The 23903-nt window shown below is 51.6% G+C and carries 23 protein-coding genes; 11 read left to right on the top strand and 12 right to left on the bottom strand.

The annotated features are described in order from the left end of the window. Nucleotides 1-53: 53 nt before the first annotated feature. Both HND56_03155 and HND56_03150 read left to right on the top strand, forming a co-directional pair. Entirely contained in the window at nt 54-1451 is a 1398-nt protein-coding gene (locus HND56_03155; protein ID QKK04744.1) for an amidase, read from the top strand. 95 nt (nt 1452-1546) lie between these two features. Next, entirely contained in the window at nt 1547-2296 is a 750-nt protein-coding gene (locus HND56_03150) for a sel1 repeat family protein (protein ID QKK04743.1), read from the top strand. Nucleotides 2297-2301: 5 nt separating this feature from the next. On the opposite strand, the gene ychF is transcribed toward HND56_03150, so the two are convergent. From ychF to HND56_03115, 7 genes are all read right to left on the bottom strand, one after another. After that, nucleotides 2302-3402, bottom strand: a complete 1101-nt coding sequence (ychF, locus tag HND56_03145) for a redox-regulated ATPase YchF (protein QKK04742.1) — start codon at nt 3400-3402, stop codon at nt 2302-2304. A gap of 183 nt (nt 3403-3585) precedes the next feature. Then, complete coding sequence (locus tag HND56_03140) at nt 3586-3894, bottom strand: DUF550 domain-containing protein (protein ID QKK04741.1); 309 nt, start codon at nt 3892-3894, stop codon at nt 3586-3588. Then, entirely contained in the window at nt 3891-4529 is a 639-nt protein-coding gene (locus HND56_03135) for an aminoacyl-tRNA hydrolase (protein QKK06537.1), read from the bottom strand. The genes HND56_03140 and HND56_03135 overlap by 4 nt, the downstream gene beginning before the upstream one ends. A gap of 24 nt (nt 4530-4553) precedes the next feature. After that, complete coding sequence (locus HND56_03130; protein QKK04740.1) at nt 4554-5231, bottom strand: 50S ribosomal protein L25/general stress protein Ctc; 678 nt, start codon at nt 5229-5231, stop codon at nt 4554-4556. A gap of 169 nt (nt 5232-5400) precedes the next feature. After that, nucleotides 5401-6357 (bottom strand): ribose-phosphate pyrophosphokinase, encoded by a 957-nt coding sequence (locus tag HND56_03125; GenBank protein ID QKK06536.1) that lies wholly within the window; start codon nt 6355-6357, stop codon nt 5401-5403. A 214-nt stretch (nt 6358-6571) separates the two neighbouring features. Continuing rightward, complete coding sequence (locus tag HND56_03120; GenBank protein QKK04739.1) at nt 6572-7507, bottom strand: M48 family metalloprotease; 936 nt, start codon at nt 7505-7507, stop codon at nt 6572-6574. 292 nt (nt 7508-7799) lie between these two features. Continuing rightward, the gene (locus HND56_03115; protein ID QKK04738.1) at nt 7800-9158 is read right to left on the bottom strand and encodes a hypothetical protein; all 1359 of its coding nucleotides are present in this window, start codon (nt 9156-9158) and stop codon (nt 7800-7802) included. A 285-nt stretch (nt 9159-9443) separates the two neighbouring features. On the opposite strand from HND56_03115, the gene HND56_03110 reads away from it, so the two are divergent. The 4 genes from HND56_03110 to HND56_03095 all read left to right on the top strand — a co-directional run bounded on the left by HND56_03110 (nt 9444) and on the right by HND56_03095 (nt 14129). After that, complete coding sequence (locus HND56_03110; protein QKK04737.1) at nt 9444-10526, top strand: M48 family metallopeptidase; 1083 nt, start codon at nt 9444-9446, stop codon at nt 10524-10526. 137 nt (nt 10527-10663) lie between these two features. Further along, complete coding sequence (locus tag HND56_03105) at nt 10664-13066, top strand: hypothetical protein (GenBank protein ID QKK04736.1); 2403 nt, start codon at nt 10664-10666, stop codon at nt 13064-13066. A gap of 5 nt (nt 13067-13071) precedes the next feature. Continuing rightward, nucleotides 13072-13461, top strand: a complete 390-nt coding sequence (locus tag HND56_03100) for a hypothetical protein (GenBank protein QKK04735.1) — start codon at nt 13072-13074, stop codon at nt 13459-13461. Between the two features lie 92 nt (nt 13462-13553). After that, entirely contained in the window at nt 13554-14129 is a 576-nt protein-coding gene (locus tag HND56_03095) for a hypothetical protein (GenBank protein QKK04734.1), read from the top strand. On the opposite strand, the gene HND56_03090 is transcribed toward HND56_03095, so the two are convergent. From HND56_03090 to HND56_03070, 5 genes are all read right to left on the bottom strand, one after another. Next, nucleotides 14130-15443 carry an HlyD family type I secretion periplasmic adaptor subunit gene (locus HND56_03090; GenBank protein ID QKK04733.1) on the bottom strand — a complete coding sequence of 438 codons (1314 nt, stop codon included), beginning with the start codon at nt 15441-15443 and terminating at the stop codon, nt 14130-14132. It abuts the gene before it with no gap. 3 nt (nt 15444-15446) lie between these two features. Continuing rightward, the gene (locus tag HND56_03085; GenBank protein ID QKK04732.1) at nt 15447-17690 is read right to left on the bottom strand and encodes a type I secretion system permease/ATPase; all 2244 of its coding nucleotides are present in this window, start codon (nt 17688-17690) and stop codon (nt 15447-15449) included. A gap of 21 nt (nt 17691-17711) precedes the next feature. Further along, nucleotides 17712-19082 (bottom strand): TolC family protein, encoded by a 1371-nt coding sequence (locus HND56_03080; GenBank protein QKK04731.1) that lies wholly within the window; start codon nt 19080-19082, stop codon nt 17712-17714. A gap of 116 nt (nt 19083-19198) precedes the next feature. Beyond that, nucleotides 19199-19858: a hypothetical protein gene (locus tag HND56_03075; GenBank protein QKK04730.1), complete on the bottom strand. Its 660-nt coding sequence runs from the start codon at nt 19856-19858 to the stop codon at nt 19199-19201. A 47-nt stretch (nt 19859-19905) separates the two neighbouring features. Then, nucleotides 19906-20868, bottom strand: a complete 963-nt coding sequence (locus HND56_03070) for a RimK family alpha-L-glutamate ligase (protein QKK04729.1) — start codon at nt 20866-20868, stop codon at nt 19906-19908. Between the two features lie 183 nt (nt 20869-21051). Between HND56_03070 and gshB the strand changes: the two genes are divergently transcribed. The 5 genes from gshB to HND56_03045 all read left to right on the top strand — a co-directional run bounded on the left by gshB (nt 21052) and on the right by HND56_03045 (nt 23848). Beyond that, the gene (gene gshB / locus HND56_03065; GenBank protein ID QKK04728.1) at nt 21052-22026 is read left to right on the top strand and encodes a glutathione synthase; all 975 of its coding nucleotides are present in this window, start codon (nt 21052-21054) and stop codon (nt 22024-22026) included. Next, nucleotides 21995-22654 carry a YggS family pyridoxal phosphate-dependent enzyme gene (locus tag HND56_03060; GenBank protein QKK04727.1) on the top strand — a complete coding sequence of 220 codons (660 nt, stop codon included), beginning with the start codon at nt 21995-21997 and terminating at the stop codon, nt 22652-22654. Before gshB ends, HND56_03060 begins: the two co-directional genes overlap by 32 nt. Before the next feature lie 61 nt (nt 22655-22715). Then, entirely contained in the window at nt 22716-23123 is a 408-nt protein-coding gene (locus HND56_03055) for a hypothetical protein (GenBank protein QKK04726.1), read from the top strand. A gap of 7 nt (nt 23124-23130) precedes the next feature. Next, entirely contained in the window at nt 23131-23487 is a 357-nt protein-coding gene (locus HND56_03050) for a hypothetical protein (GenBank protein QKK04725.1), read from the top strand. A 118-nt stretch (nt 23488-23605) separates the two neighbouring features. Continuing rightward, complete coding sequence (locus HND56_03045) at nt 23606-23848, top strand: acyl carrier protein (protein QKK04724.1); 243 nt, start codon at nt 23606-23608, stop codon at nt 23846-23848. Nucleotides 23849-23903 lie beyond the last annotated feature (55 nt).

Below are 23903 nucleotides of genomic sequence, written 5' to 3'. Positions count from 1 at the left end.
TATAGTAATATTATAGCATATTTTCTCTGCAATTTTTACAAACGAGACAAAAAATGTTTTCAAACAATCCTTTACCTTCCTCCAAGACGCGGCGCAGCATACCGGAAACAACCTCCCTGTTCCAAAACGGTTCTTTGTCGCCGGTGGAACTGGTGCAGGACTGCCTGAAAAATATTGCCGCCCATGATGAAAAACTGAACGCTTTTTGTCTGGTTACGGCAGAATCCGCCCTCGCCGCGGCACATGAATCGGAAAAAAGATGGCGCAGCGGCAAAGCTCTCAGCCCGATTGACGGCATTCCCGCCAGTATCAAGGATTTATTCGAGATCAAAGGTCAGGTGATGCGGCAAGGTTCCTATCTGATGCCGGAGCGCCCGGCAAAAGCTGATTCGCCGGTTGTCAGAAATCTGCGCAAAGCAGGCGCTGTTTTTCTGGGTACGACCACCACGCCGGAATTCGGGCATAAAGGTGTGACTGACAGTCCACTCACAGGTATTACCCGCAACCCGTGGAACACCAAAAAAACACCGGGCGGATCTTCCGGCGGCAGCGCCGTTGCCGCAGCGATGAATATGGGGATGATTCATCTGGGCAGTGATGCCGGCGGTTCCTGCCGTATCCCTGCGAGCTTTACCGGTGTGTTCGGCTATAAACCGACGCAAAACGCATTGCCGATTTTTCCGGCCACATTTTTTTATTCCTTTTCCACACCGGGGCTGCTGGCCGCACGCATTGACGATATTACAAGCTGCCTGCCGGCGTTGCGCAAACGCGATTCCCGTGATCCGACGCAGGTCACATCCGCCTTCAAAAGATCGAAACGGCACAAAAAGACTCTGAAAGCCGCTTATATTCCACATTTCGCCGGTATCTACGTGCATCCGGATACCGCAAAAGCGGTAAAAGAAACCGCACAACATCTGCAGGACATCGCCTCTGTCGAAGAGATCACACCGCAGCTGGAACGGCTGGTCGAGCTGACCAATATCAACTGGCTGGCCGGTGCCAGTACCATCATTGAGCATTTTCCCGATAAAAAATCGCTGGAAAAAATGGACACCTCAATGCGGCTCTTCGGTGAAATGGGGCAGAATATGCCGCTCTCACGCTTTCTGCATGCCCGGCAATTACGGCTGGAACTGCGGCAATATTGTGCAAAACTCTTCAAAAAATATGATTTTCTCATTATGCCGACAACACCAACCCCGGCTTTTCAAGCAGGTGTGCAATCTCCGCCTCATCCGGAGACCGGTGATATCTGGTATGACTGGACACCCTTTACCTTTCTGGCAAATATGGCGGGGCTGCCTGCGATTTCCGTCCCTGCGGGATTTTCCGCTGACGGATTGCCGCTGGCGGTACAGATTATCGGCGCAGCGCTGGACGATATCAGCGTTCTGGATATCGGCGCATGGCTTGAACAGACAATGCCGCCCGTCTACCCCGTTTAGGTTGCCGGGAATAGTTTTTTTTTAAGAACTCTGTGCTATCATAAAAAAAATGCATAGCTGATGCCCTTATTGCCAATTCCAAGGAGACGCAAAAGATGCGTAAAACAATTTTCACCGCTCTCGTCCTTACACTCTGCCTCGCCATATCCGTGCCTGCCTATGCAGCCAAGGACAAAAAGACGGAGGAAAAGAAATTTGCCGATGATTTTGAGGAATACCGCAGCCTTGGAATCGGCCTCCTGCTGAAGGAAGGGCAGGAACATTTGCTGTCGGGCATGGAAGATAACAGCCAGGCTCTGCGCACGGAAAAAGGCGCCGCCAATATCGTTGAGCTCAGCGCACAGCTGGACGAGGCCTTTGCCATCTATGCCGAAGAAAAATATGAGGAAGCCTTCGAAAAATTTATTACGACCGCACGCGCCGGAAGCGCCGAAGCGCAGGAAATGGTCGGCATGATGTTCGCACAAGGACAAGGCACGAAACAGGATGATGTACAGGCATTGCGCTGGCTGGAACGTGCCGCGCAGAATTTCCAGCCTCTTGCCATGCACCATGTCGGCGTGCGTTATTTTGGCGGACAGGGCGTAAAACGTGATGTTCTGAATGCCGCAAAATGGTTGTCGCTTTCCGTTGAATTTTACGGTGACGACACATCGGATGCCTCGGAACGGGCGCGGCAGGATTTGAAAAATATGATGGCACGGCTGAGCCTGCGTGAACAACGGCAGGTACAAAATGCCGTGCGGGAATGGAGAACCGAGAACAAAGCCGGAATCAAAATCTGGGAACGGACAAAAAGCCAGCAGGAACAGATCGAACAACAAAAAGCCGGCGGGCAGCAATAATTTCCTTAGACGTTAAAGCGGAAATGCATGACATCGCCGTCCTGCACGATATAGTCTTTGCCTTCCTGACGCATTTTTCCGGCATCTTTTGCCTTTTGCTCTCCGCCCAGAGACAAGAACACATCGCAGGCAATGGTTTCGGCGCGGATAAAACCTTTTTCAAAATCAGTATGAATGACGCCTGCCGCTTCGGGCGCTTTTGCGTTGCGGCGTACCGTCCATGCCCGCGCTTCTTTCGGGCCGACGGTAAAAAACGTAATCAAATCCAGTAATTTATATCCGGCGCGGATCACGCGGTTCAGCCCCGGTTCCGTCAGCCCCATTTCTTCCAGAAAGGCCTGTTTTTCTTCCGCATCGTCAAGCTGTGCGATTTCCGATTCGATCGCGGCACAGATTACAACAGATTCAGCGCCTTTTTCCGCCGCCATATCCGCGACTTTTTTTGTCCATTCATTGCCGTTTGCGGCATCGGCTTCCGCCACATTGCACACATATAAAATCGGCTTCGTCGTCAGCAGCTGCAGCTGGCGCACGGCTTCCGCTTCATCCTCGCTCCATCCCGCTGTCAGCGCGGGGCGTCCTTCCTGCAAGACAGCCAGAAAGCGCTTCATCAGCTCAATCTGTTCCTGCGTTTTTTTATCGCCGCTGCGCGCCTTTTTTTCCATTGCGGGCAGACGTTTTTCCAGACTTTCCAGATCGGCCAGCATTAATTCGGTTTCAATGGTTTCCGCATCGCGTAGCGGATCGACGGAGCCTTCGACATGGGTGATATTGTCATCTTCAAAACAGCGCAGCACATAAAGAATGGCATCTGTTTCGCGGATATTGGCCAGAAACTGGTTGCCCAAACCTTCGCCGCGGCTGGCACCTTTGACCAATCCGGCAATATCAACGAATTCCATCTGTGTGGGGATGATTTTTTGCGAGCCGCCGATTTTAGCGATTTCGTCAAGGCGCGGATCAGGAATAGAGACACGCCCGACATTCGGTTCAATCGTGCAAAAAGGGAAATTTTCCGCCTGCGCTGCGGCTGTTGCCGTCAGTGCATTGAACAATGTGGATTTTCCGACATTCGGAAGTCCGACAATACCGCAGTTGAAGCCCATATGCCGCCTCGCCTTTCATCTGTTTTCCGTGACTGTCGCGGCAGAGATCAGGCCGCTTTTTTGTTTTTTATAGAGAGTGCGGGAACAAAGCGCAACAAATAACGTCCGAGTACCAGGCTAAGAACGATATTCCCGCCAGGCATCAACAGACAAAGAACGACGAATTTCGCGTCGATCCTCTGGCTATCTAACATGGCGTACAATGCCGTCTTCATCGGGGGGACCCCATTTCCTTTTGCGGTTAATATCCATTTTTTCCTGCATGGCCTGATATAAATCATTCATATCAAGCCCTGCGCAGCGTGCCGCACCCAGCAGCAAAATCATGCAATCAGCCCATTCATGGCGGTCATCCGGGTCTGCCAGCACTTCTTCCAGCTCTTCAGCCAGATGCGTAATCTTTCCCTTCACCGTGCCTTTGCCGAATGTTTTTTCGGTGAATTCACCGATATCATCCTGCATTTGCTGCCAGCGATCCTGTCCGGATGTCATCCGTTCTGCCCTTCCTCTGTCTTTTCCTGAGGTGGTTTTTCCGGTGTCGATGCCGGTTTCGGCTTCGGCTTTTCCGGCTGCATGGCGCGTGCAATATTCGTCATAAACATACCATCTTTTTTCTGTAAAAGCAAGGGGAATTCTTCTGCAATTACAGGGAGTAACTTATCAAGCCATAATGCATCTCCCTTGGCAAAATTGCCCAAAACATAGCCTGTGACGCGCTCCTTATCTTCCGGTCTGCCGATGCCCATGCGCACACGCCAGTAATTTTTTCCCAGATGTGCGTCGATGGATTTCAACCCGTTATGGCCGTTTGCACCGCCGCCCTGTTTCACCCGTAATTTTCCCGGCGCCAGATCCAGCTCGTCATAAAAAACGATGATATTTTCAGGCCGGATTTTATAAAAAGCCGCCATTGCCTGTACGGCATTACCGGAGAGATTCATAAAAGTCTGGGGTTTTAGCGCGTAAATTTTTGCATCATCGATGACGGTATCGCAGATAAGCCCGTCAAATTTTTTGCGCCACGCGGAAAAGCGATGGCGGCGGACGATTTCGTCCACCGCCATAAAGCCTATATTATGTCTGTTGTTTTCGTATTGGCTGCCGGGATTTCCCAGCCCAACCAGCATAAAAGGATCAGACATTGCGTGCGCTTATTCGGAATCGGCTTCGCCGGCTTCAGCTGTTTCGCCTTCGCCTTCAACGCCTTCTTCACCTTCGACGCCTTCTTCACCTTCTTCGCCTTCTTCGCCTTTACCGGCAGAGCGGACAGCAGCAGGTGCGGCAATTGTCGCGACCGTTGCATCCATATCGGCGGACGCTTCGACGCCTTCCGGCAATTTGATGGCATTCAGCTGAATGGAATCACCGATATCCAGACCTTCCAGATCAATCGTCAAAGATTCCGGAATGGTGGTTGCGCGGCAGAAAAGTTCGATTTCGTGCATCACCATATTCAGCAGACCGCCGCGATCAAGACCGGGGCTTTTTTCTTCATTAATGGCATGAACGGGAACATTGACCCAGATTTTTGTTTTCTCGGTCACACGGATGAAATCCGCATGCAGCGGCAGATCCGTTACCGGGTGCAGCTGGACATCACGCGCCAGTACCAGATGCTTGTTTCCGTCAACTTCGATATCACAAACCTGTGTGAAGAAACCGCCGGAATGCAGCGCTTTGAATACTTCTTTGCCTTCAAGGGTAATCAGGGCGGGTTCCTTGCCGTCACCGTAAATGACTGCGGGAATCTGTTTTTCACGACGAATTGCACGGGCCACCCCCTTGCCGGCTCCCTCGCGCGCTTGCGCCTGTAATTGAATTTTTTCCATGTTCTTATTCCTTATATCTTTCTGTTTTCAAAAAAACATCCGCCTCCAGGGGTGCGGATGCCCTAGCTCTTCCGTCATTCTCACTTTTTTACAGAAGAACGCCGCATTTAAACGGTTTGCACGTTAAAATGCAAGCATTTTCTTGCTTTTACACTATTTTCTGCAAGCTCTAGGCTGTTGCAGGCAGTGTTTGCTCAAACAGGCTGGAAACCGAGCGTTCCTCGCTGATGCGCATCATGGCTTCACCCAGTAGCGGCGCAACCGTCAGCACACCGATTTTCTTTTCTGCGGCAACATCATCACGCACGCGGATACTGTCTGTGATGACCAGTTCTTCCATCACCGAGTTTTTCACACGCTCCACGGCCTGACCGGATAGAACACCATGCGTGGCAAAGGCGCGTACCGAGGCGGCACCATGTTCTTTCAGCGCCTTGGCGGCGTGGCAGAGCGTTCCTGCGCTGTCAACAATATCATCCACCATGATGCAGTCATGGCCGTCAACCTCACCGATCACATGCATCACTTCGGAAATGCCTGCCTTTTCGCGGCGTTTATCGATAATCGCCAGACCGGCATCGAGTTTATTGGCAATCGCCCGTGCGCGGACAACACCGCCGACATCCGGCGAAACAATCGTCAGCGGGTTTTTGGTGCGGCGTTCCTTCATCGCGGTCAGGAAGACCGGCCCTGCGGCATAGAGGTTATCCAGCGGAATATCGAAAAAGCCCTGAATCTGGCCTGCATGCAGATCCATCGTCAAAACGCGGTCCGTGCCCGCGCCTGTCAGCAGATTGGCGACCAGTTTCGCCGTAATCGGCGAGCGGGAAACGGTTTTGCGATCCTGCCGCGCATAACCGAAATAGGGCAGCACCGCCGTAATCCGGCGTGCCGAGCCGCGGCGCAGCGCGTCGATCATAATCAGAAGTTCCATCAGATGGTCATTCGCGGGTTTCGAGGTCGGCTGGATGACAAAGACATCCTCGCCACGGACATTATCGAGAATTTCGACAAAGACTTCCTCATCCGCAAATTTACGGATCGAGACTTTGGTCAGCGGAATGCCGAGATAGGTTGAAATCGCTTCCGACAATGCGGGGTTGCTGGTACCGGACAAAATTTTCATTGGTCTGTTTCCCATTTTTTCTGTTCCTTTAAAATAGCCGCCTGCGCACCCCACCAAAACATGAAAAAGAATCACGCTGCAAAAGGCGGTTTTCCGCACGTCCGCAACATATCAGGACGGAAAAGATGTGTAAACGAAAAAGGGTGCATTAAATCATGCCCCCTTTCATCCTTTATGCCGCCAGATAACCGCCGCGTTTTCTGTCATCATATCATTATTCCGGCTTTCTGCTGGGCAAAGCCACTTTTTGCGGTTTTTGCGTTGCCTTGGCGGGTTGCCCCGGCTGTTCGCTTGCCTTATAAGGCAGTTTTGACGGATTGTTCCTGATTTCCTTGACCGTATTCCGCCATGCCGCAAGCCTTTCAGGCCCTGCGGGGTGCGATTCCCCAAAGGCCGACTGGTTAATTTTGTCACCGCCTGTTGTCTCTATATCCAGCAAAATCCACAAAACACGTTCGGCTTTTTTCAGATCATAGCCGCTACGCACCAAAAGATACTGTCCCAGCAGATCAGCTTCGCGTTCCTCTTCTTTTGAATAGGATAACGCCCCCATCATGGCGCCGGTCTTCGTCATATTTCTGACGGTTTGTTCATCCTGCTGCCTTTGATAGACAGTGTAATTGGGATTATTCTGATTTGCCGCCGCCAGAAGCACAGCCGTCAAAACACCGGAAATCGTCGCGCCGACCGCTGCGTTCCTTGTTTTTTCCTGATTGTGATTAGCAAGGTGATGCCCCATTTCATGGGCAATCACAAAAGCGGTTTCCTCATCATTGCGCAAATATTGCATCAGCCCGCGGAACATGGTGATCTTGCTGCTTTCAGATGCATAGGCATTCACGACATCGCTTTCATCATAAATGACTTCGAATTTGCAACTTGTATAGCCTGTATAATCACAAAGCGGTTGTGCCTTTTTATACAGCCGCTTAAATACCCTTGAAACAATTGCGCGGTTCGCAGCATCGCTGCGGTTGTTTTTCCGCGCTGCATATTTCTTGCCATTCGCGTCAATTTCACTTTTCATACTCAGCAGGTCAGCATCAGAAACATTCGCCAGATAGTGTTCTGATCCTGTACAGCCTGTCAACAACAATATCAGCAGCACCGGTAAGATTGCTTGCGAGAATTTACGGGTATATTTCCACATTGATCCGAACCTTTTGATAACATGTTTTCTGCATTTCTTTTGATGATGGGATTCAATCTACAATAAAATATTAAAAAAACAATGACGCAATTATTGCATATAAATAAAAAAGCGCGGCAGTGATGCCGCGCTTTTCTTTGAAACTGGTGGGGCCCCGGTATCATTCCACCCCCCCTTTAACAACAGGAACAGGAGAAACAAAGAAGTGACATAAACGTCAAAAGGAAAGTTTCAGTAATACCGAAGCCCTATGGAGTCCCGCCTTTGGCGAAACAAATTTCAAATTCTGCTGTTACCTCCCCGGTGTTTTTACCGTCAGCTTACGCGTCGGCGGCAGAGCGGTATCGGCCTCGGGGATATACCCCTGATCGCGGCGCTGCTCATAGGCTTTTTTGCGTTGCTTGTAATGGTCAAAATAATTGTTCAGCAATTCCGGCATTTTCGGGCCGCCCGGCAGTGCCATGGCGTTTTGTGCCTTGCTGATTGTATCGCTGGGCAGGCCGTAGGTTGTGGCCTGTTTCACCATATCTTTTTCCAATGCGCGCAGGCTTTTTTCAACCTCGACACGCTCTTTTTCATCATCGAACGCACCGCGGCTACGCATATCCAGCATGGCTTGCGCATGGATTACGTAACAGGCGATATGCGCTTCTTTGATAAAGCGGTCAAATTCCGTTGTGTCGCGCAGGATGCGTTCCGTTTTCAGACGCTCAAGCGTCGGCAGTGCGCCGGTTTTCTTGTCAACCAGTGCATTAATGGCGTTTTCAATATATTCACCCTGATTTTTGCGGGTATAGCGTCCGATATAGATTTCAAGATTTTCGCGGGCGCTTTCAATTTTGCGGGCAAATTCATCCATAATCTCGACGGCCTTGAAGGATTGCAGCACACGGTCAATGGTCGCCGTTTTCGGCGCATTGGCAACAACGCTGTCCAACAGGGATTGCGCATCAATATTCGCATTGGCGATTTTATCGCGGCCTTCTTTCCAGCGCTTATTCGCACCTTCGCGGTCAGCTTTGTTGAAACGTCCGCCCAGCGGCAGAACACGCTCGTTCTGGCGCACATAAGGGGTGATATCCATCGCATCAAACAGCAGACCTTCGCGCTCGCCGAATGCTTTGAAATGCTCGAAACCGAGTTCTTCACGTGCTGCGGTCGCCGTTTTTCCGTCCGCTTCGCCGGGAAGCTCGTAAATATCTTTATCCTGCAGCGCAATGGCTTCGAAAGCGGCCAGTTTGCCGATGGCCTGAATCGCAGTCAGGCCTTTATTGTCATTGGAAATAGCCTGCGGGGTCTCCATAACCGTTCCGTCTTGCAGAACCGTTGTTTCAATCGCCTGAACCGACCATGTATCATTTCCTTGCTTGTCCTGGCCTTCCTGAAAGGCCTGCCAGTATTCAAAAGTCTCGACAAGGCGTTTGGTCGGGTCAACTTTTTTCGTCTCTTCGTCGAGTTCGTATTCTTTTTCGGTTTGCTTTAAAACGCCAAGTTCATCAGCAAGCTCTTTAATGGCTTGCTCATTGGCTTTTTGCATACGAATATGTTTTTCGAGATCATCCCCCGCGATATTGCGGAATTCCAATGTGCGGCAATCCGTACCGAGAACGGGATTCCAACGGTAAGTTTGATTACCCTCTTTTTCTGCCATGACCCTCTCCTTAAAACCTTAACTTTACCTGTTGTTTCGCCGTTTTTGCCGTATATCCGGCATGCTTCTCTAAAGGAAGCCAGAATCGTGTTCTTGTTAATACTTCGTTAAGTTATCAGATTCATGGTCTTATGTCAATAGAGATCGCCGAAATATTTTTTCATAAGTTTATAATTTCCGGAAAGCGCGGACATGCCGCCGCTTTTTACGCTTTACCTTTACCCCGCAAATATTTTATTTTGAAATGCAAGCAAGACAACACGCCCCTCTCAAGGTAAGAATCACATGGCATTAAGCTCTGTCGGCCTTTCAACACATATATATAACAATCACATCAAATCGGTTTTACTGCTGCTTTGTTATCCCGTGTTGTTATTTATGATGGTCTGGATGTTTTTTACCTTTGCCGGGCCAAAGATCAATCCCTCCGCTGCAGGCAGCAGCCCTGCCGACTTTCTGCAATACGGTTTCAGCACGACATTATCCTATCTGCATTACCTGATCCTGTTCACACTAGGCTGGTTTACACTTGCCTATTTCTTTCACGGCAGAATGATCCGCGCCGCCACAGGCTCGGTGCCCGTGACGCGTAAAGACTATCCGAAAATTTATAATATGCTGGAAAATCTGTGTATTGCGCGCGGGTTGCCGATGCCGAAATTCGAGATGATCGATTCCCCCGCCATGAACGCCTTTGCCAGCGGCATCTCGGAAAAAACCTATACGATTACGCTGACGCGCGGCATTGTCGAAGCCCTGCAGGATGACGAGCTGGAAGCCGTGATCGCGCATGAGCTGACACATATCATCAACCGCGATGTCCGGCTGTTGATTATCAGCGTTATTTTTGTCGGCATGATCGCTTTTTTTGCGGAGATGGTGTTCCGTATGCTGGTACATGGGCGGCACACGACCAGCATGCGCTACGGTTCGGGGCGCAGCAATAACCGCAATAACGGCGGCGGTGCCGTTATGCTGATCGGCCTTGCCATTCTGGTGATCGGTTATATTTTTGCCATTTTGACGCGCTTTGCCCTGTCGCGCAAACGCGAATTTCTGGCCGATGCCGGCGCGGTGGAATTGACAAAAAGCCCCGAAAGCATGATGCGCGCCCTGATGCGTATCTCCGGTCATGACCGTATCAAGGACATGCCGGATGATATTCAGCAAATGTGTATTGAAAACTCCCATCATTTCATGGGTATGTTTGCCACCCATCCGCCGATTGACAAACGTATCGCAGCCATTTCGACCATGACAGGCGCGCCTGTCCCCCGCCTGCCGGTCAGCCTGCGCCGCCCGCCGCGGCGGCCCTGGGCGAAACCGCCCACATCCGGACAACGTGCGGAACCGCCCACATCGGAATAACTGCGACACCTTTGATCATGCCCGTGATCATGCCCGCATATTTTTTTTCCGTAAAACACCGACTCTTTCCTTTTCTTTTCTATATCGATCTGATAGGCTGACATTCCTTAAACTAAATACATAACTACGGAATAGCCATGAAACAGCCGCATGACCGACTGCTTGAAAAAATGCGCCAGCGCAATCAACAGCCCCCGCCGCCGCCTGCAAAACCCGACGCTTTGCAACTGGTCGCGACAGCAAAACTCGAAAAAATCGAAGAGCTGTGGAAAAAAGACAGCGGCTTATTTCTGAATGCACGCGATACGGAAAACGGCAGCGGCAATATTCTGCATGTTGCCATACGCCTTGGACGCGAGGATGTTGCCGGATTTCTTGCCGCACAAGCCCCGAAGCTCGTAAACGGCATAAAAACCGGCGGCCATACCCCGCTTTACGATGCGGTTCATGCCGGTATTTCCGCCGCGACAATTCAAACCATGCTGAAATCCGGTGCAGATCTGAAAGAAAGCGCCGGCGAAGGCAAAACTCTGATGCATGAGGCGGTTTCCGCCGGACGTGACGAATTATTGCCGCTTTTCGTGGCTGCCGGAATGGATGTCAACGCCCGTGACAAGCGCGGCATTACGCCGCTGATACAGGCTGTCAAACGCGGTGCCGTTGAAACCGCGAAAACACTGCTGGATCTGAAAGCAGATGCAACCGCGCAAGAGGAAAACGGTTATTCCCCGCTGCATATTTCCCTGTGGCACAATAATCAGGACATGATTGACCTGCTTCTCGACCGTCCCGACGTATTACGATCCCTGAATGAAGATAAAAGCAAACAGGACGGCTATACGCCGCTGATGGTTGCCGTAACGCATAACGATTACGCCACGGTCAAACGGTTGGTGGAGCTTGGCGCAAATCTGAACGATACCGATAAAACCGGCAAAAACGCCGTTGCGCTGGTTTTGTACAACAACAAATTCGAAACCGATATTCCACAGATTATGGATTACCTTCTGTCCAAAGGCTCCGACATTCCGCGCAATATTCCCGGACAGATTGCACCGCGCTATAATACGAACCGCGGCGGTTATGATCCGCATTCCGGCAGCTACCGCCCCGTGAATGATAATGTCAACAATACGGCCGCCGGTAACGGCATGCCGTCAAACCCCGATTATATGCTGCACAAGCTGATTGAGGAAGACGGGTCGATTGATCTGATCCGTAAATTGCTGGACAGCGGCATGGAGATTGAAGAAACCAACCGTATGGGTGCAACGCCGCTGACCGTGGCCGTTGAAAAGATGCGTTACAAAGTCACGCAATTGCTGCTGGATTACGGTGCAAAAACCAACAATCCCGATACGACAAGAAGCCCTGTCAGTATCGTCGCACAGCAAAAGGAAACACCGAAAACGCTAAAAATGCTGAAATTGCTGCACCGCCACGGCGCAGCGCTGGATGGCAAAACCTCCGGCAGAAATACCTCGCCGCTGATGCATGCCGTCTCTGCCAACAATATTGAGACCTGCCGCTATCTGCTGGAAAACGGTGCGGATGCCAAAGCGCTGAGTACCGATTTCGCAGAGGAAACCCCCTTCATCGCCGCCTGTAACAAAAAACATTACGCGCTGGCAAAAATGCTGCGCGATTTCGGTGCGGATATTAACGCCAAAAACGGCAAAGGCAACAGCGCCATGCATCTGGCCGCCGTATCCGGTGATGTTGAAACGCTGAAATTCCTTGTCGGATTGGGCGCAAAAACAGACGAGAAGAATGCAGAAGGTAAAACGCCGCTGGTGCAGGCCTTTAACGCCTATAATAACAGCGCAGAGGCCACAATCTATCTGGCCAAACAGAACGGGCGTGATTTCAATACACCGGATGAAAACGGTCGCACCCTGCTGCACATGGCGGCAGAAGCCGGAAAAGCGGATTTTCTGGAGAAGGTTCTGGACAGTAAGGGCGGAAAGAATATCGATCTTGACGTGCGCGACTATGAAGGCCGCACGCCGTTGATGTTGGCCGCCTATGCCGGACAAACCGCTTTTGTCGGCAAAATGATTGAAAAAGGCGCGCCTTTGAACAGCACCGATAATTTCGGACGCACGGCATTATATTTTGCCGTTGCCGCAACAGAGGAAGGCGCGATTGACAAGCTCATCGAAAAAGGTGCCAATCTGCATATCCTGCCGAAAACCGACCGCCGCAGTTTTTTACATCAGGCCGCTGAAAAGGCCCGTGTCAGCCTGACCAAGAAATTTGTCGCGGCAAAACTGCCGGTCAACCGCAAAGATGTCAACGGTAACACGCCGCTGCATATTGCCATCAAACACGGCAATGAGCCGGTGATCGAATATTTGCTGGAAAACGGTGCGGATCCGAAAATTGCCGACAGCGTCGGCTTTACCGCCGTTGATCTGGCAGAACAGCGCAATCATTACCAAATCACCAATCTGGTCAAAGCCTATGCCGAAGGCAAACCGCCGCCGAAGCGTGACCGTTACTATAATGACGGCTATAACAGCCGCAGGGATTACTGGTAACAGCCATGATCCGTATCGTTTTTTACACAAGCGTGATTGTTTTCTTCCTGCTATGGCCGGTCAACGGCATGACGGCCGGGCTGAAAAGCACGGCGAACCAGAATCTGCAACATTACAGCGATAACACACTGGCTGACTGCGTTGCCGAAGTCGCACCGGAAACGGATCTTTTGTCCTTCCAAAAAAAATACCGGCATAAGGCGGAAAAAAAATGCCACGAAATGCTGGCCGAAAAACGCCGAAAAACAGCCGTTATCACGCCTGATGCCGATGCGGAAACTGTTCCGGCAGACGGCAAAACAGTGAACACCGCGGATGCGGAGGCTGCACAAGACACGGAAAACAAACCCGCATCGCAGAGCCGTAATTACTGGCGCAATAATACGGCAGACTAACCCCGCCATTATTTACCATAGCTATATTGACTCACCGCCTCCTACATGATATGACAATTATATAACGTCATTTTAGAAAGGGTGCATATCACATGTATAACGCCGCGAAAGAAGAATATGTCTATGCCATCGCCGGTGGCGAAACCATGCAGATTATTGATTATCTGGAACGCGCCGCCGCACAGGCAAAGAAAGACCTGATTTTACATGCCGAAAGTATCGGCATTGCCGCAACGCCGATGGCGGGTTATCCCAACCGTTTTGAATACAGCATGAAAGACCCGAATGCCCCTCTGCCGGAAGGTTGGGTCATGGAAACAAATCGTGCGGGAACATATCTGACGACCGATTTTAACAGTCAGGAAGGTATGAAGGCCGAATCCGCGCTTTCAAAATACACAACCCGGATGAATATACAGGACGCTTTCGATAAGCTGTGTCACAGCCTCGCCCCCTCCTCATATCTGAATAACCGCAAATATTCCTATGAAAGTGTCGGTGATGAAATCGTCGTCGCCAGTCCGAAGCAATATGAAGGTGATGCCATTGTCCCGCCGGGATCAACCGTTATCAGCTATGCGGAATATGTGCTGATGCAGGAAAAGGCTAATCCGACACCTGCGCCGCAGACCCGCGTCTTTCAAAAGAAATTTTCACCGAACGGTTAATTACGGCTCGGTGAAAGCGCGGTCTTTCAGCCTAAGAACGGGCTTCAGCAGATAAGACAAAATCGTCCGCTTACCGGTAATGACTTCGGTTTCCGCCACCATACCCGGGCTGATCAGCAGCGGTTCTTCCGCTGTGCCGAGATTGTTCTTGTCGGTACGGACATCGATTTCAAAATACATTGCGCCATCCGCATCCATCACCGCATCCGCGCCGATACGTTCCAGACTGCCGGTCAGAGAGCCGTAAATCTGCGCATCATAGGCGGTAATACCGACCCTCACCTTTTGCCCCGGTTTCAGGAAGGCGATATCTTCGGGGCGCACGCGGCTGCGCACCATCAGCTCATCCTCCACCGGAACGATTTCGACCAGACGCTGCGCGGGTTCGATGACACCGCCGACGGTTTTAATCGCCACGCTTTTGACAATACCGTCAACAGGCGCGCGCAATTCGGTGCGGCTGATACGGTCCTCGGCAGAGCGCAAGGCCTCGCTGATAGACGTAATACGGGTTTCGGTTTCGTTCAGCTGTCCCAGCACATCGGAACGGAAAGCGGCCAGACGTTCACTGCGTTTCTGCTCGGTCGCGCCCAGCCTTGCAGCCAGACCTTTTTTAGCTTGCGCCGCTGTGGCAAGGCTGCCGCGGGTTTCATTATACTGACGCTCCAGACGCAATTTTTCAATCTCCGGCATGGCACGTTTTGCCACCAGCGCCTTGGCGATATCCAGCTCCTTTTTTAAAGAGTCACGGCTTTGCGCCAATTTGGCAATATTGGCATTAATTTCCGCAAGATTGGCGCGGCTTTCTTTTTCTTCCTGCGTAATGATTTCCAGCGCGGTGGCCAGTTCCTTTTGGCGGGAGGCATAAAGATTTTCTTCATTCTCCGCAATTTGCGGCGCATGTTCGCGCAGCTCCTGCGACAATTTGAACGCCACCCCTTCGGATTCGGCATCCAGCCGCGCCTTGCGGATTTGCAGCCCGATCATTTGCGCTTCAATCCCGCGCCCTTCCGAGGCAAACAGAATATCGTCAATACGCATCAACACCTGCCCTTTGGCAACGCGGTCGCCTTCCTGCACCAGCAATTCCGACAGGATACCGCCTTCCAGACTTTGCAATGTCTGAATATCACTGGACGGCATCACACGCCCGACACCGCGCACCCGCTCATCCACCTCTGCAATTGCCGCCCATGCCAGCATCCAGATCACAAAAACGGCGATCAATACCGTCAGCAGGCTCGCACTCCAATGCGGTTTCAGACGTGCGGCTTCTTCCATTTCAGACAGGTAGTTTTTGTCGGGATTTGCCATGGCCTAGCCTCCCTCCGCAGTATTTGGCGGAGTGGACTGCACAGGCAGCTGACCGCTGTTGAGGGCGGCGACGACTTTCTCTTTCGGCCCGTCCATCAGGATTTTACCCTGATCCATCAAAATCAGACGGTCAACCATCTCCAGCAGCGAGAAACGGTGCGTCACGACAATCAAGCCGCGCTTGCCCTCATCCAGCCAGCTTTGCAGGGATTTAACCAGCTGGTTTTCGGAGACATTATCCATTTCATTCGTCGGTTCGTCACAGATCAGCATATGCGGATTCCCGACCAGAGCGCGGGCAATAGCGATAGCCTGTTTCTGCCCGCCGGAAAAACCGCGTCCGCCCTCACCGACCGGCGCGTCATAACCCAGCGGGTGATGGCGGATAAAGGCATGGGCACCGGAAACCTGTGCGGCTTTCAGCACATCCTCATCCGTTGCACCGGGATGCCCCATCGCGATATTTTCACGCACCGTGCCGCGGAACAGTGTCGTATCCTGACCGATATAGGAGATATCGCGGCGCAGATCTACCGGATCAATCTGCTGTAAATCCGTACCGTCCAGCCGCACGACACCGGTTTCCGGCTGATAGAATTTCATCAGTAATTTGATCAGCGTCGATTTCCCCGAGCCGATACGTCCGACGATGCCGACACGCTCCCCCGCCTGAATAGCGAAACGTAAATTCTGCAAGGCAGGAACTGTTGCCCCCGCATAAGTGAAGCCGAGATTATCCGCCGCATACAGCCCGTGCAAAGCCGGACGATGTAAAAAGCGGCGGTTCTGCGGGCGTTCTTCCGGCATTTTCATGACACGGTTCAGCGTTTTCAATGCACTGCGGGCATAATGGTATTTATTAATCAGCCCCGCCACTTGTGCGATCGGCGCAATCGCCCGTCCGGCCAAGATGACACAAGCAATCAGCGCACCGGTGCTGAGTTCCCCGTCCCGCACCATATACATGCCAAAAAGCACAATACCGACCGCGCTGATTTGCTGTGCAAATGTCGCCACATGCACCGACAAGCCCGACCAGAAGCGCGATTTTTGTCCGTAAAGCGCGCTTTCCGCCGCATAACGTCCGTAAACGCTGCGGAAATGACGCGTTGCACCGCAACCCTTGACTGATTCCAGACCGTTCAGGGTTTCAATCAGAATCCCCTGTTTTTCCTCGCTGCTTTTCGCTGCACGGCGCACAAGGCTTTTCACCGGCATCTGCAGCAGCAGACACAGCACAAACACAATCACGAACAGCACCAGCGGTACAAAAGCGACTGTGCCGCCCAGCAGGTAAATCGCAAAAATGAACAATAACGCAAACGGGAAATCAATGATGGAGGCCATCACCGCAGAGGTCATAAAATCACGGATATGCTCGAATTCGCGCATATGATTGGCGAAAACGCCTGCGGGTTCCGTCCGCACATCGGTGCGCATATCCAGCACATGGTCGTAAAGCCGCCGCGCCCAGATCACATCGCCGCGCCGCCCGGCAATATCAATGAAATAGCCGCGCAGATTTTTAAAAAGAAAATCAAAAACAAAAACAGACAACACGCCAAAGGCCAGCACCCAGCCCGTTTCAATCGCATTATTCGGCAGCACGCGGTCATAAACATTCATAATGAAAATCGGCGCTGCCAAGACGAACAGATTGATAAAAAACGCCGCCAGCAAGGCACGCAGATAAACAGGCTTATTGCTCCAGACCACCTGCCAGAACCAGTGACCGGTAAAATCCTGTTCCTCACCGTCACGCATCAGCAGCTTTTCGGTCAATCTGGACGGTTTGACCAGTATCACCGTACCGCTTTGCTGTTTTTTCAACTCCTGCAGCGGTGTTTCAAGGGTTTCAATGCCGCTCTCCGCTGCCGGAAAAACCGTATAAAAACTCTTCTTATCGCCGCTTTGCCCCTGCACCACGCAGGCATTCCCGTCTTTCAGCAGTAAAACAACGGGAAACAGCGCGGGGTCAATTTTTTCGATTTTGCGGGGAACGGCTTCAGCCTGCAGTTCCGTTCTGGCCGCAGCACGGCAAAACATCTCTGCCGTCATACCGCCCGTTTCAAATTCCGGCAGGAACTCCGCCAGTGCCGCCGCACTATGCGCCTCCCCGAAATAACCCGTCAGCCATGACAAACAAGCCAGCAGCGGCTCCTGCCCGCCGGTCTGTTGTTTCAGCGCAGGTGTTTTCTGCGCCGTCTTCTGCTTTGCGGGTGTTTTATCCTGCTTTTTTTCTGCCATAATATCGCTACCACCGCCGCATCAGCGGGTGTTGTCCTGTTGCGCGATCGTTGCCGCCTCTATCGCGCCGACACCAAGCGCATCGGACAAAATGCCCATCGCGTTCAAGAGATCATACTGGGCAAGATAAACGCCGTATCCCGCCTGAAGATGCGCTGCATCCGCCTGATAATTCTGGTTGCGCGCATGCAGCAATTGCAGCACCGTGCGCTTACCGCCTTCAAACTGGTTACGGTAATTCTCTAAAATACCTTCATTGGTCTGTTTGCGCTGTGCAGCCAGCGCCAGCCGCTGCTGTGCCACCTGATAACGGCTGTAGCTTTGCCGCAGTTTGCGTTCAACTTCGCGCTCCGTAGTGCGGGCGCGCTGTGCGGCCTCCTGCCGCGCCTGACGCCGCTTTTCAATACGTGCTTTCTGTGCGCCGCCTGCTGCAAAATTCCAGCGCAGACGCAGCATCGCCGCGGCATCTTCAATTTCGCCGCCGAATTCCTCTTCCTGCTCTTTTTGAAAATACGACAGTTCCGCATCAACGCGCGGCAGTAATTCGCCTTTTTGCGCTTTCAGCTCGTAATCCAGCGCCGTGATATTCTTTTCAATCGAGGTCAGCAACGGATGCCGCCGCTCCAATACCGCCAATGCCTCATCCACACTGGCCGGAATCAGTGTTGCCGCCTGTTTATCCTCACCGGAAATCTCCAGAATACTGTCCGGCCATTCTCCGGCCACTTGCAGATATTCCGCAATCGCCAGCTCCGTTTTTTCCTGATAATCAAGCTGCGCATTTTTGGCCAATGCCAGAATTTCCTTGGCTTGCAGCAGCTCGCCTTCATCTGCCGCCCCCGCATCGACCAGATCACGGATACGCTGTTCGTAATCGCCGATATCGGCGATATAATCACCGGTCAGCCTGTCCAGCGCGGCGGCGCGCAACACATTCAAATGCGCCCTGACAGCTGTCACCGCAATATCCAGAACACGGTTTTTCACATCAAAATCAACCGCATCCATCCGTTCGCGGGCGGCGCGGTAACTGTTGGAGGTATTTTTGCCGTCATAAATCATCTGCGTGACGCGCAGCGTGCCTTCCCCCGCATAGCCGGAGGCATCACCGCCTGTTGCCGCGCGGGTTTTGTCATTATTGACATTCATCGCACTGATCCCCGCCTCGGCGCCGAATGCGGGAAAAAAATCAGAGAAATGTTCTTTTGCCGTCTGTTCCAGACCGTCATGTGCCGCACGCCCTGCTTTGATATCGGGATGCGTCAGCACGGCGCGCGTTACGGTTTCCTTAAGATCACGCGCCGTTGCCGGATTGGGAACGGCCAAAATCCCGCAGCACAGGGCGCAGGATAAAAAAAGCGAAAAATAACGGTTTGGCGTTCGTTCAGACATCTACAAAACGCTTAAGGCTGGTTGTTAAAGGCGGGTATCTTCCCCCTTCTTCAAGGATGAACAAAAACGGGCGGTTTGGCAAGAGTCTTTGTCGGAAAGGCGCAAGAACGCGACCTTTAGGGTTTGCGGCGCAGATATTGGCGCAGACGATCCTGACGGGTTTGCAGTTTGTCGGTGCGCTGCTGTTCGCGGAAGGCGGCAAGCGCTGTCAAAACATCTTTGTGACCGCCTTTGCGCGCAAGTTTTTCAGCATCCTCGCCGGACAGATTGGTATGTTTTAAAGACGCATTTTTCTCCAGCAGCTGCGTCACCAAAGGCGCATTGCCCATTTTTGCCGCCCAAAGCAGAGGCGTATTGCCGCTGCGGTCAGCGATATCGGGATCAGCACCCGCATCCAGAAGCAGTTTTGCGGCATCACTCTGTCCGCGGCGCGCCGCCCAGGCCAGCGGCGTCATACCGTCATCATTCCGTAAATCGGGGTTGGCTTTGCCCTGCAGCAATGCCGCCATAATATCCAGACTGCCGTTAAAGGTCGCGTAATGAAGGGCGGTTTCTTTCGAATCATTGGCCAGATTCGGATCAGCCTGATGTTTTATCAGCCATTTGACCATCAACAGATTATCGGCACTGGCGGCATAATTCAGAACCGTATCACCCTCCAGCGGGCAACGGGCATTGATATCCATCCCTGCTTTGACGTAGCGCTTGACCTCGTCAAGCTGCCCGCGTGCGGCGGCATCGATAAAACCGTCAATATCGTCTTTTAAAGAAGTCACGCAGTATCTGCCCTTCACATAAATATTTATGATAGGGCATTACTTTACTAGGAAACTTGCTGTCTGGCAAGAGCGGGAAAGCTAAAAACAGTGTCCTCGCCTTTTTGCTTTTTCAGGCGGCGCGCGATGGAGGACAGGATTTCATCCGCGATGCTGACATTGCAGCAGGATTCAAGAGCGCGGAAATCAGGAGCGACATTAGCTTCACAGATTTTATAGCCGCCCTGCCCGTCAAACAGAATATCAACACCGGCAATATCCAGATTAAGGGTGCGGGCGCTGTCGATGGCCAATTGGCGAATCTCGTCATTCATCGGATATTGTTCCACTTTGGCACCGCGCGAAGCATTGGCTTTGAAGCTACCGTCCTGCGCCGTCCGCTGCATCGCGGCAACCGCTTCGCCGTCAATCACGAAAACACGCAGATCACGGCCATGGCTATAGGAAATAAATTCCTGGAAGATCATTTGAATATCGGGCTTTGTTTCTTTCAAAAGCTCCATAATATCTTCAAGTTTTTCTTTGGTTTCGCATAGGAACACACCGTTGCCATGCGTTCCGACCAGGGTTTTCACCACAAGCGGGAAGTCAAAAATACGCTCGACAATCTCCGTATCACAAGGGAACTTCGCCAGCATCGTTGCCGGAACGGGGATGTTGTTTTCTGCGAGAATCTGCTGTGTGTGAAGTTTGTCTTTCACCGCATCAATGGTTTCAGAACCGTTGAAAGCCTGCACGCCAAGCCGCTCAAGATGGCGGATAACCGCAAGCGTAAAGTAATTTACATGGCCGCTGATGCGCGGCAGGATAAAATCGGGAAGCTGGGCAACCTGACCATTGACAAGAATACTGTCGCGGTCGTCCTGCGTTACGACAAGCTCGAACTGTTCAGGACGGAAAACCGTCACATTGATGTTCTGTCTCTTGCCTGCCTCGATGAACCGTCTGACCTCATAGGCACCAGGCCCTGAAGATTCGGCCTCACCGTCGTAAAGGATCCAGCATTCCATATGATATGCCCCCCTTGAAAAATTACTGCCGTTTTCTTGGTTGATGAAAATAGTATCACAGATGAACAAAAAATTGTACTGTAAAATCAGAATCCTTTGTTTTATAAGGGAACTCTCTGCTGAAAACGCTCAGAAACGCCTTGAAAACATCATAGAATCACCCGCATTCAGGATAAAAAACACATGAATTTAACCATCGCTTTGCAGGCCTGCCCTCTCGAAAATATGGATCCGAAGAAGGAAACCACGCTGCTGCTGGGCGCTGAAGCCTGTTTACGCTACGACAAAGTCTATTATTACACGATGAAAGATCTGTTTCTGGACAATGGTACAGCCTGTGCCATGGCGCGTCCCGTCAAGATTGATGCCGGCGATGTCAACACGCTGCATTTCACCGGGCCGCTTGAAAAACTTGATCTGGGCAGTTGCGATGTGATTCTGATGCGCCAGAACCCGCCTGTGGATCAGGAATATCTGCTCTCCACCTATATACTCGATTATCTGCCGGAGACGACGCATGTCTTTAACAATCCCAAAGCCGTGCGCGGATTGAACGGAAAATTCTTTGCCAATGAATTTCCCGATTACGTTGTCCCCTACCGTATGGGCAGCAGTTTCGCCGTTATCGACTCCTTTCGCGAAGAATATCCGGACAACATTCTCAAACCCGTCGGCGGATATGGCGGTGCGGGAATTTTTCGTATCCGCCCCGATGCCGACGCCGCTGCGATCTATGAAGAATTCCGCCAAGGCTGCCCGGGCATGTTCATCATCCAGAAATATATCCCCGAAGCGGTAAAAGGCGACAAACGCATTATCCTGTTTGACGGCGACCCCGTTGCCGCTTTGCTGCGCGTGCCGTCCGCGCCGGATATGCCGGCCAATATCACATTGGGCGCCACAATTGAAAAAACCGACATTACGGAACATGAATACGCGCTCTGCCGTAAGCTGGCACCGCGGCTGCAAGAGCTGGGCTTGTTTTTTGTCGGTATCGATATGCTGGGTGACTGGCTGGTGGAAATCAATATCATCTCCCCCGGTACGGTGCGCCCCGCAAACAGCTTGTACGGCATGGCGCTGGAAAAAACCTTTTGGGATAAAGTCGAACAGAAACTGGCAAAAAATGAGCATTGCAAACTGGAAAAAACTCTCTGAGGATATCAAATCCGCAGCACAGACTTGCGGCAGGGATCCTGCCGATGTTGCGCTATTGCTGGCCTCAAAAACCCAGCCGCAGGATATTCTTGTGCCTTACCTGAAAGCCGGACACCGGCTGTTCGGCGAAAACCGCGTGCAGGAAGCGGTCGAAAAATGGGTGGCGCTGAAAGAAGGTTTTCCAAAAGTGGAACTGCACCTGATCGGCCCGCTGCAAACCAACAAAGTCAAAACCGCTCTGGAGATTTTCGACCTGATCGAAACGCTGGATCGTGAAAAACTTGCCGAATCTCTTGCGGCGCATGACTGTGCGATTCCCTGCTATATTCAGGTCAATACCGGTGAAGAACCGCAAAAATCGGGGATTGCCCCCCGTGACCTGCCAGGATTTTTCGATTTCTGCACGAAAGACTGCAAACTGGATATACGCGGGCTGATGTGCATCCCGCCCGCTGACGAGGCTGCGGCACCGCATTTCGCCCTGCTTCATAAACTGGCCGCAGCCCATGGCCTGAAAGAACTCAGCATGGGGATGAGTGGAGATTACGACACCGCCATCACATTCGGCGCCACGGAAATCCGTATCGGCACCGCCGTTTTCGGCAACCGCAAGCCTGACGCTGCTTGACTTTTATTATTTTTCATATTATTATTTTCATGTTTTTAAATGCGTCTAAAGGAGGGATATCATGAGCTTTGATTATTGGGACAGAAAAGTCATAGAGCAGGCCGTACACAGCATGGCGACGGAGCCGCTGAAAAAAGAGATCGATGCGTTAAGATACGCCTTTGACTCACAAGCGCCGAAACTGCCGCAGGCATTGAAACAGGCTCCCAAAGACGGAAGCTTTTATAAATTCGATGCCCAGACAGCCGTCAAAGCCAAAACAATCGGCAGCGACCTGACGCAACTCTATCAGTTCGATTTTGAAACCGGTCTTGCCACTGTTATGACGTTCCAGCAGAACCGGCTTGCGGCAACCGAGACGAAAAAGCTCTCCGAAATGCCTGCAAAAATGGTCAGTGATGCGCAACAGGCGGTTTCCGGTAAGACGCACGGACAGCAGTTCTCACGCATTCAACGGCGCGAAAGGTAAAAGAAACATGTCCTATGTCTATGGTGAAAGTCTCGACAAAACGGCCGCAAATACAAAGGATGCCGCGAAAACGCTGGAAAAAATTTTCAATCTGCTGGCAAAGCAATCCGCCCCCACCCCCTTCAGCGAAGAAGAGCTGAAGAAAAATGACGGCTTTATGAAACTGGGCAAAGGCATCATTGCGCATATCACCTCCCATGAAGACAAATTCGTGCAGATGCATGTCTTCGACTTCAATTTTCAGATCGTCACAACCTCCACCGATTACGGACATACGGCGGCAAGCTGTATCACGAAATTCGCCGATATGCCGCAAAAAGCCATACAATCGGCACAGCGCGCCGCCGAGAAGCTCGGGGCTTAATCCGGTTTTTTATCCTAGCCAAAGAAAAAAGATTGTGTTATCCGTTCCTCTGTACTAGATTTCTGGTTCAGGTTTCTCATCACTATAATGTAAAACAGTTCGCGAAAGGAAAAATACGATGAGCGATATTACAGAACGCGTAAAAAAGATTGTCGTTGACCAGCTTGACGTTGCAGCAGACAAAGTTACGGACTCCGCAAGCTTTATCGATGATCTGGGCGCAGACAGCCTGGATACGGTTGAGCTTGTCATGGCTTTTGAAGAAGAGTTCGGCGTGGAAATCCCCGACGATGCCGCTGAAAAAATCATGACGGTCAAGGATGCAATCGATTTCATCCAGCAAAACGCTGAAGCAGCTTAAGGGCCGCTTTTTGACTGGCTTAAAACGAATTGAAATGCGGCTATACTTGCTTATA

The sequence above is a fragment of the Pseudomonadota bacterium genome, from assembly GCA_013285465.1.
Lineage (GTDB): Bacteria > Pseudomonadota > Alphaproteobacteria > Micavibrionales > CSBR16-224 > CSBR16-224.
This window is presented reverse-complemented; position numbering and strand designations above follow the sequence as displayed.

What these genes read in the sequence shown, in the direction of transcription:
- HND56_03155 (QKK04744.1), top strand. Translation starts at nt 54, where the DNA reads ATGTTTTCAAACAATCCTTTACCTTCCTCCAAGACGCGGCGCAGCATA.
- HND56_03150 (QKK04743.1), top strand. Translation starts at nt 1,547, where the DNA reads ATGCGTAAAACAATTTTCACCGCTCTCGTCCTTACACTCTGCCTCGCC.
- ychF (QKK04742.1), bottom strand. Translation starts at nt 3,402, where the DNA reads ATGGGCTTCAACTGCGGTATTGTCGGACTTCCGAATGTCGGAAAATCC.
- HND56_03140 (QKK04741.1), bottom strand. Translation starts at nt 3,894, where the DNA reads ATGACATCCGGACAGGATCGCTGGCAGCAAATGCAGGATGATATCGGT.
- HND56_03135 (QKK06537.1), bottom strand. Translation starts at nt 4,529, where the DNA reads ATGCTGGTTGGGCTGGGAAATCCCGGCAGCCAATACGAAAACAACAGA.
- HND56_03130 (QKK04740.1), bottom strand. Translation starts at nt 5,231, where the DNA reads ATGGAAAAAATTCAATTACAGGCGCAAGCGCGCGAGGGAGCCGGCAAG.
- HND56_03125 (QKK06536.1), bottom strand. Translation starts at nt 6,357, where the DNA reads ATGAAAATTTTGTCCGGTACCAGCAACCCCGCATTGTCGGAAGCGATT.
- HND56_03120 (QKK04739.1), bottom strand. Translation starts at nt 7,507, where the DNA reads ATGTGGAAATATACCCGTAAATTCTCGCAAGCAATCTTACCGGTGCTG.
- HND56_03115 (QKK04738.1), bottom strand. Translation starts at nt 9,158, where the DNA reads ATGGCAGAAAAAGAGGGTAATCAAACTTACCGTTGGAATCCCGTTCTC.
- HND56_03110 (QKK04737.1), top strand. Translation starts at nt 9,444, where the DNA reads ATGGCATTAAGCTCTGTCGGCCTTTCAACACATATATATAACAATCAC.
- HND56_03105 (QKK04736.1), top strand. Translation starts at nt 10,664, where the DNA reads ATGAAACAGCCGCATGACCGACTGCTTGAAAAAATGCGCCAGCGCAAT.
- HND56_03100 (QKK04735.1), top strand. Translation starts at nt 13,072, where the DNA reads ATGATCCGTATCGTTTTTTACACAAGCGTGATTGTTTTCTTCCTGCTA.
- HND56_03095 (QKK04734.1), top strand. Translation starts at nt 13,554, where the DNA reads ATGTATAACGCCGCGAAAGAAGAATATGTCTATGCCATCGCCGGTGGC.
- HND56_03090 (QKK04733.1), bottom strand. Translation starts at nt 15,443, where the DNA reads ATGGCAAATCCCGACAAAAACTACCTGTCTGAAATGGAAGAAGCCGCA.
- HND56_03085 (QKK04732.1), bottom strand. Translation starts at nt 17,690, where the DNA reads ATGGCAGAAAAAAAGCAGGATAAAACACCCGCAAAGCAGAAGACGGCG.
- HND56_03080 (QKK04731.1), bottom strand. Translation starts at nt 19,082, where the DNA reads ATGTCTGAACGAACGCCAAACCGTTATTTTTCGCTTTTTTTATCCTGC.
- HND56_03070 (QKK04729.1), bottom strand. Translation starts at nt 20,868, where the DNA reads ATGGAATGCTGGATCCTTTACGACGGTGAGGCCGAATCTTCAGGGCCT.
- gshB (QKK04728.1), top strand. Translation starts at nt 21,052, where the DNA reads ATGAATTTAACCATCGCTTTGCAGGCCTGCCCTCTCGAAAATATGGAT.
- HND56_03060 (QKK04727.1), top strand. Translation starts at nt 21,995, where the DNA reads ATGAGCATTGCAAACTGGAAAAAACTCTCTGAGGATATCAAATCCGCA.
- HND56_03055 (QKK04726.1), top strand. Translation starts at nt 22,716, where the DNA reads ATGAGCTTTGATTATTGGGACAGAAAAGTCATAGAGCAGGCCGTACAC.
- HND56_03050 (QKK04725.1), top strand. Translation starts at nt 23,131, where the DNA reads ATGTCCTATGTCTATGGTGAAAGTCTCGACAAAACGGCCGCAAATACA.
- HND56_03045 (QKK04724.1), top strand. Translation starts at nt 23,606, where the DNA reads ATGAGCGATATTACAGAACGCGTAAAAAAGATTGTCGTTGACCAGCTT.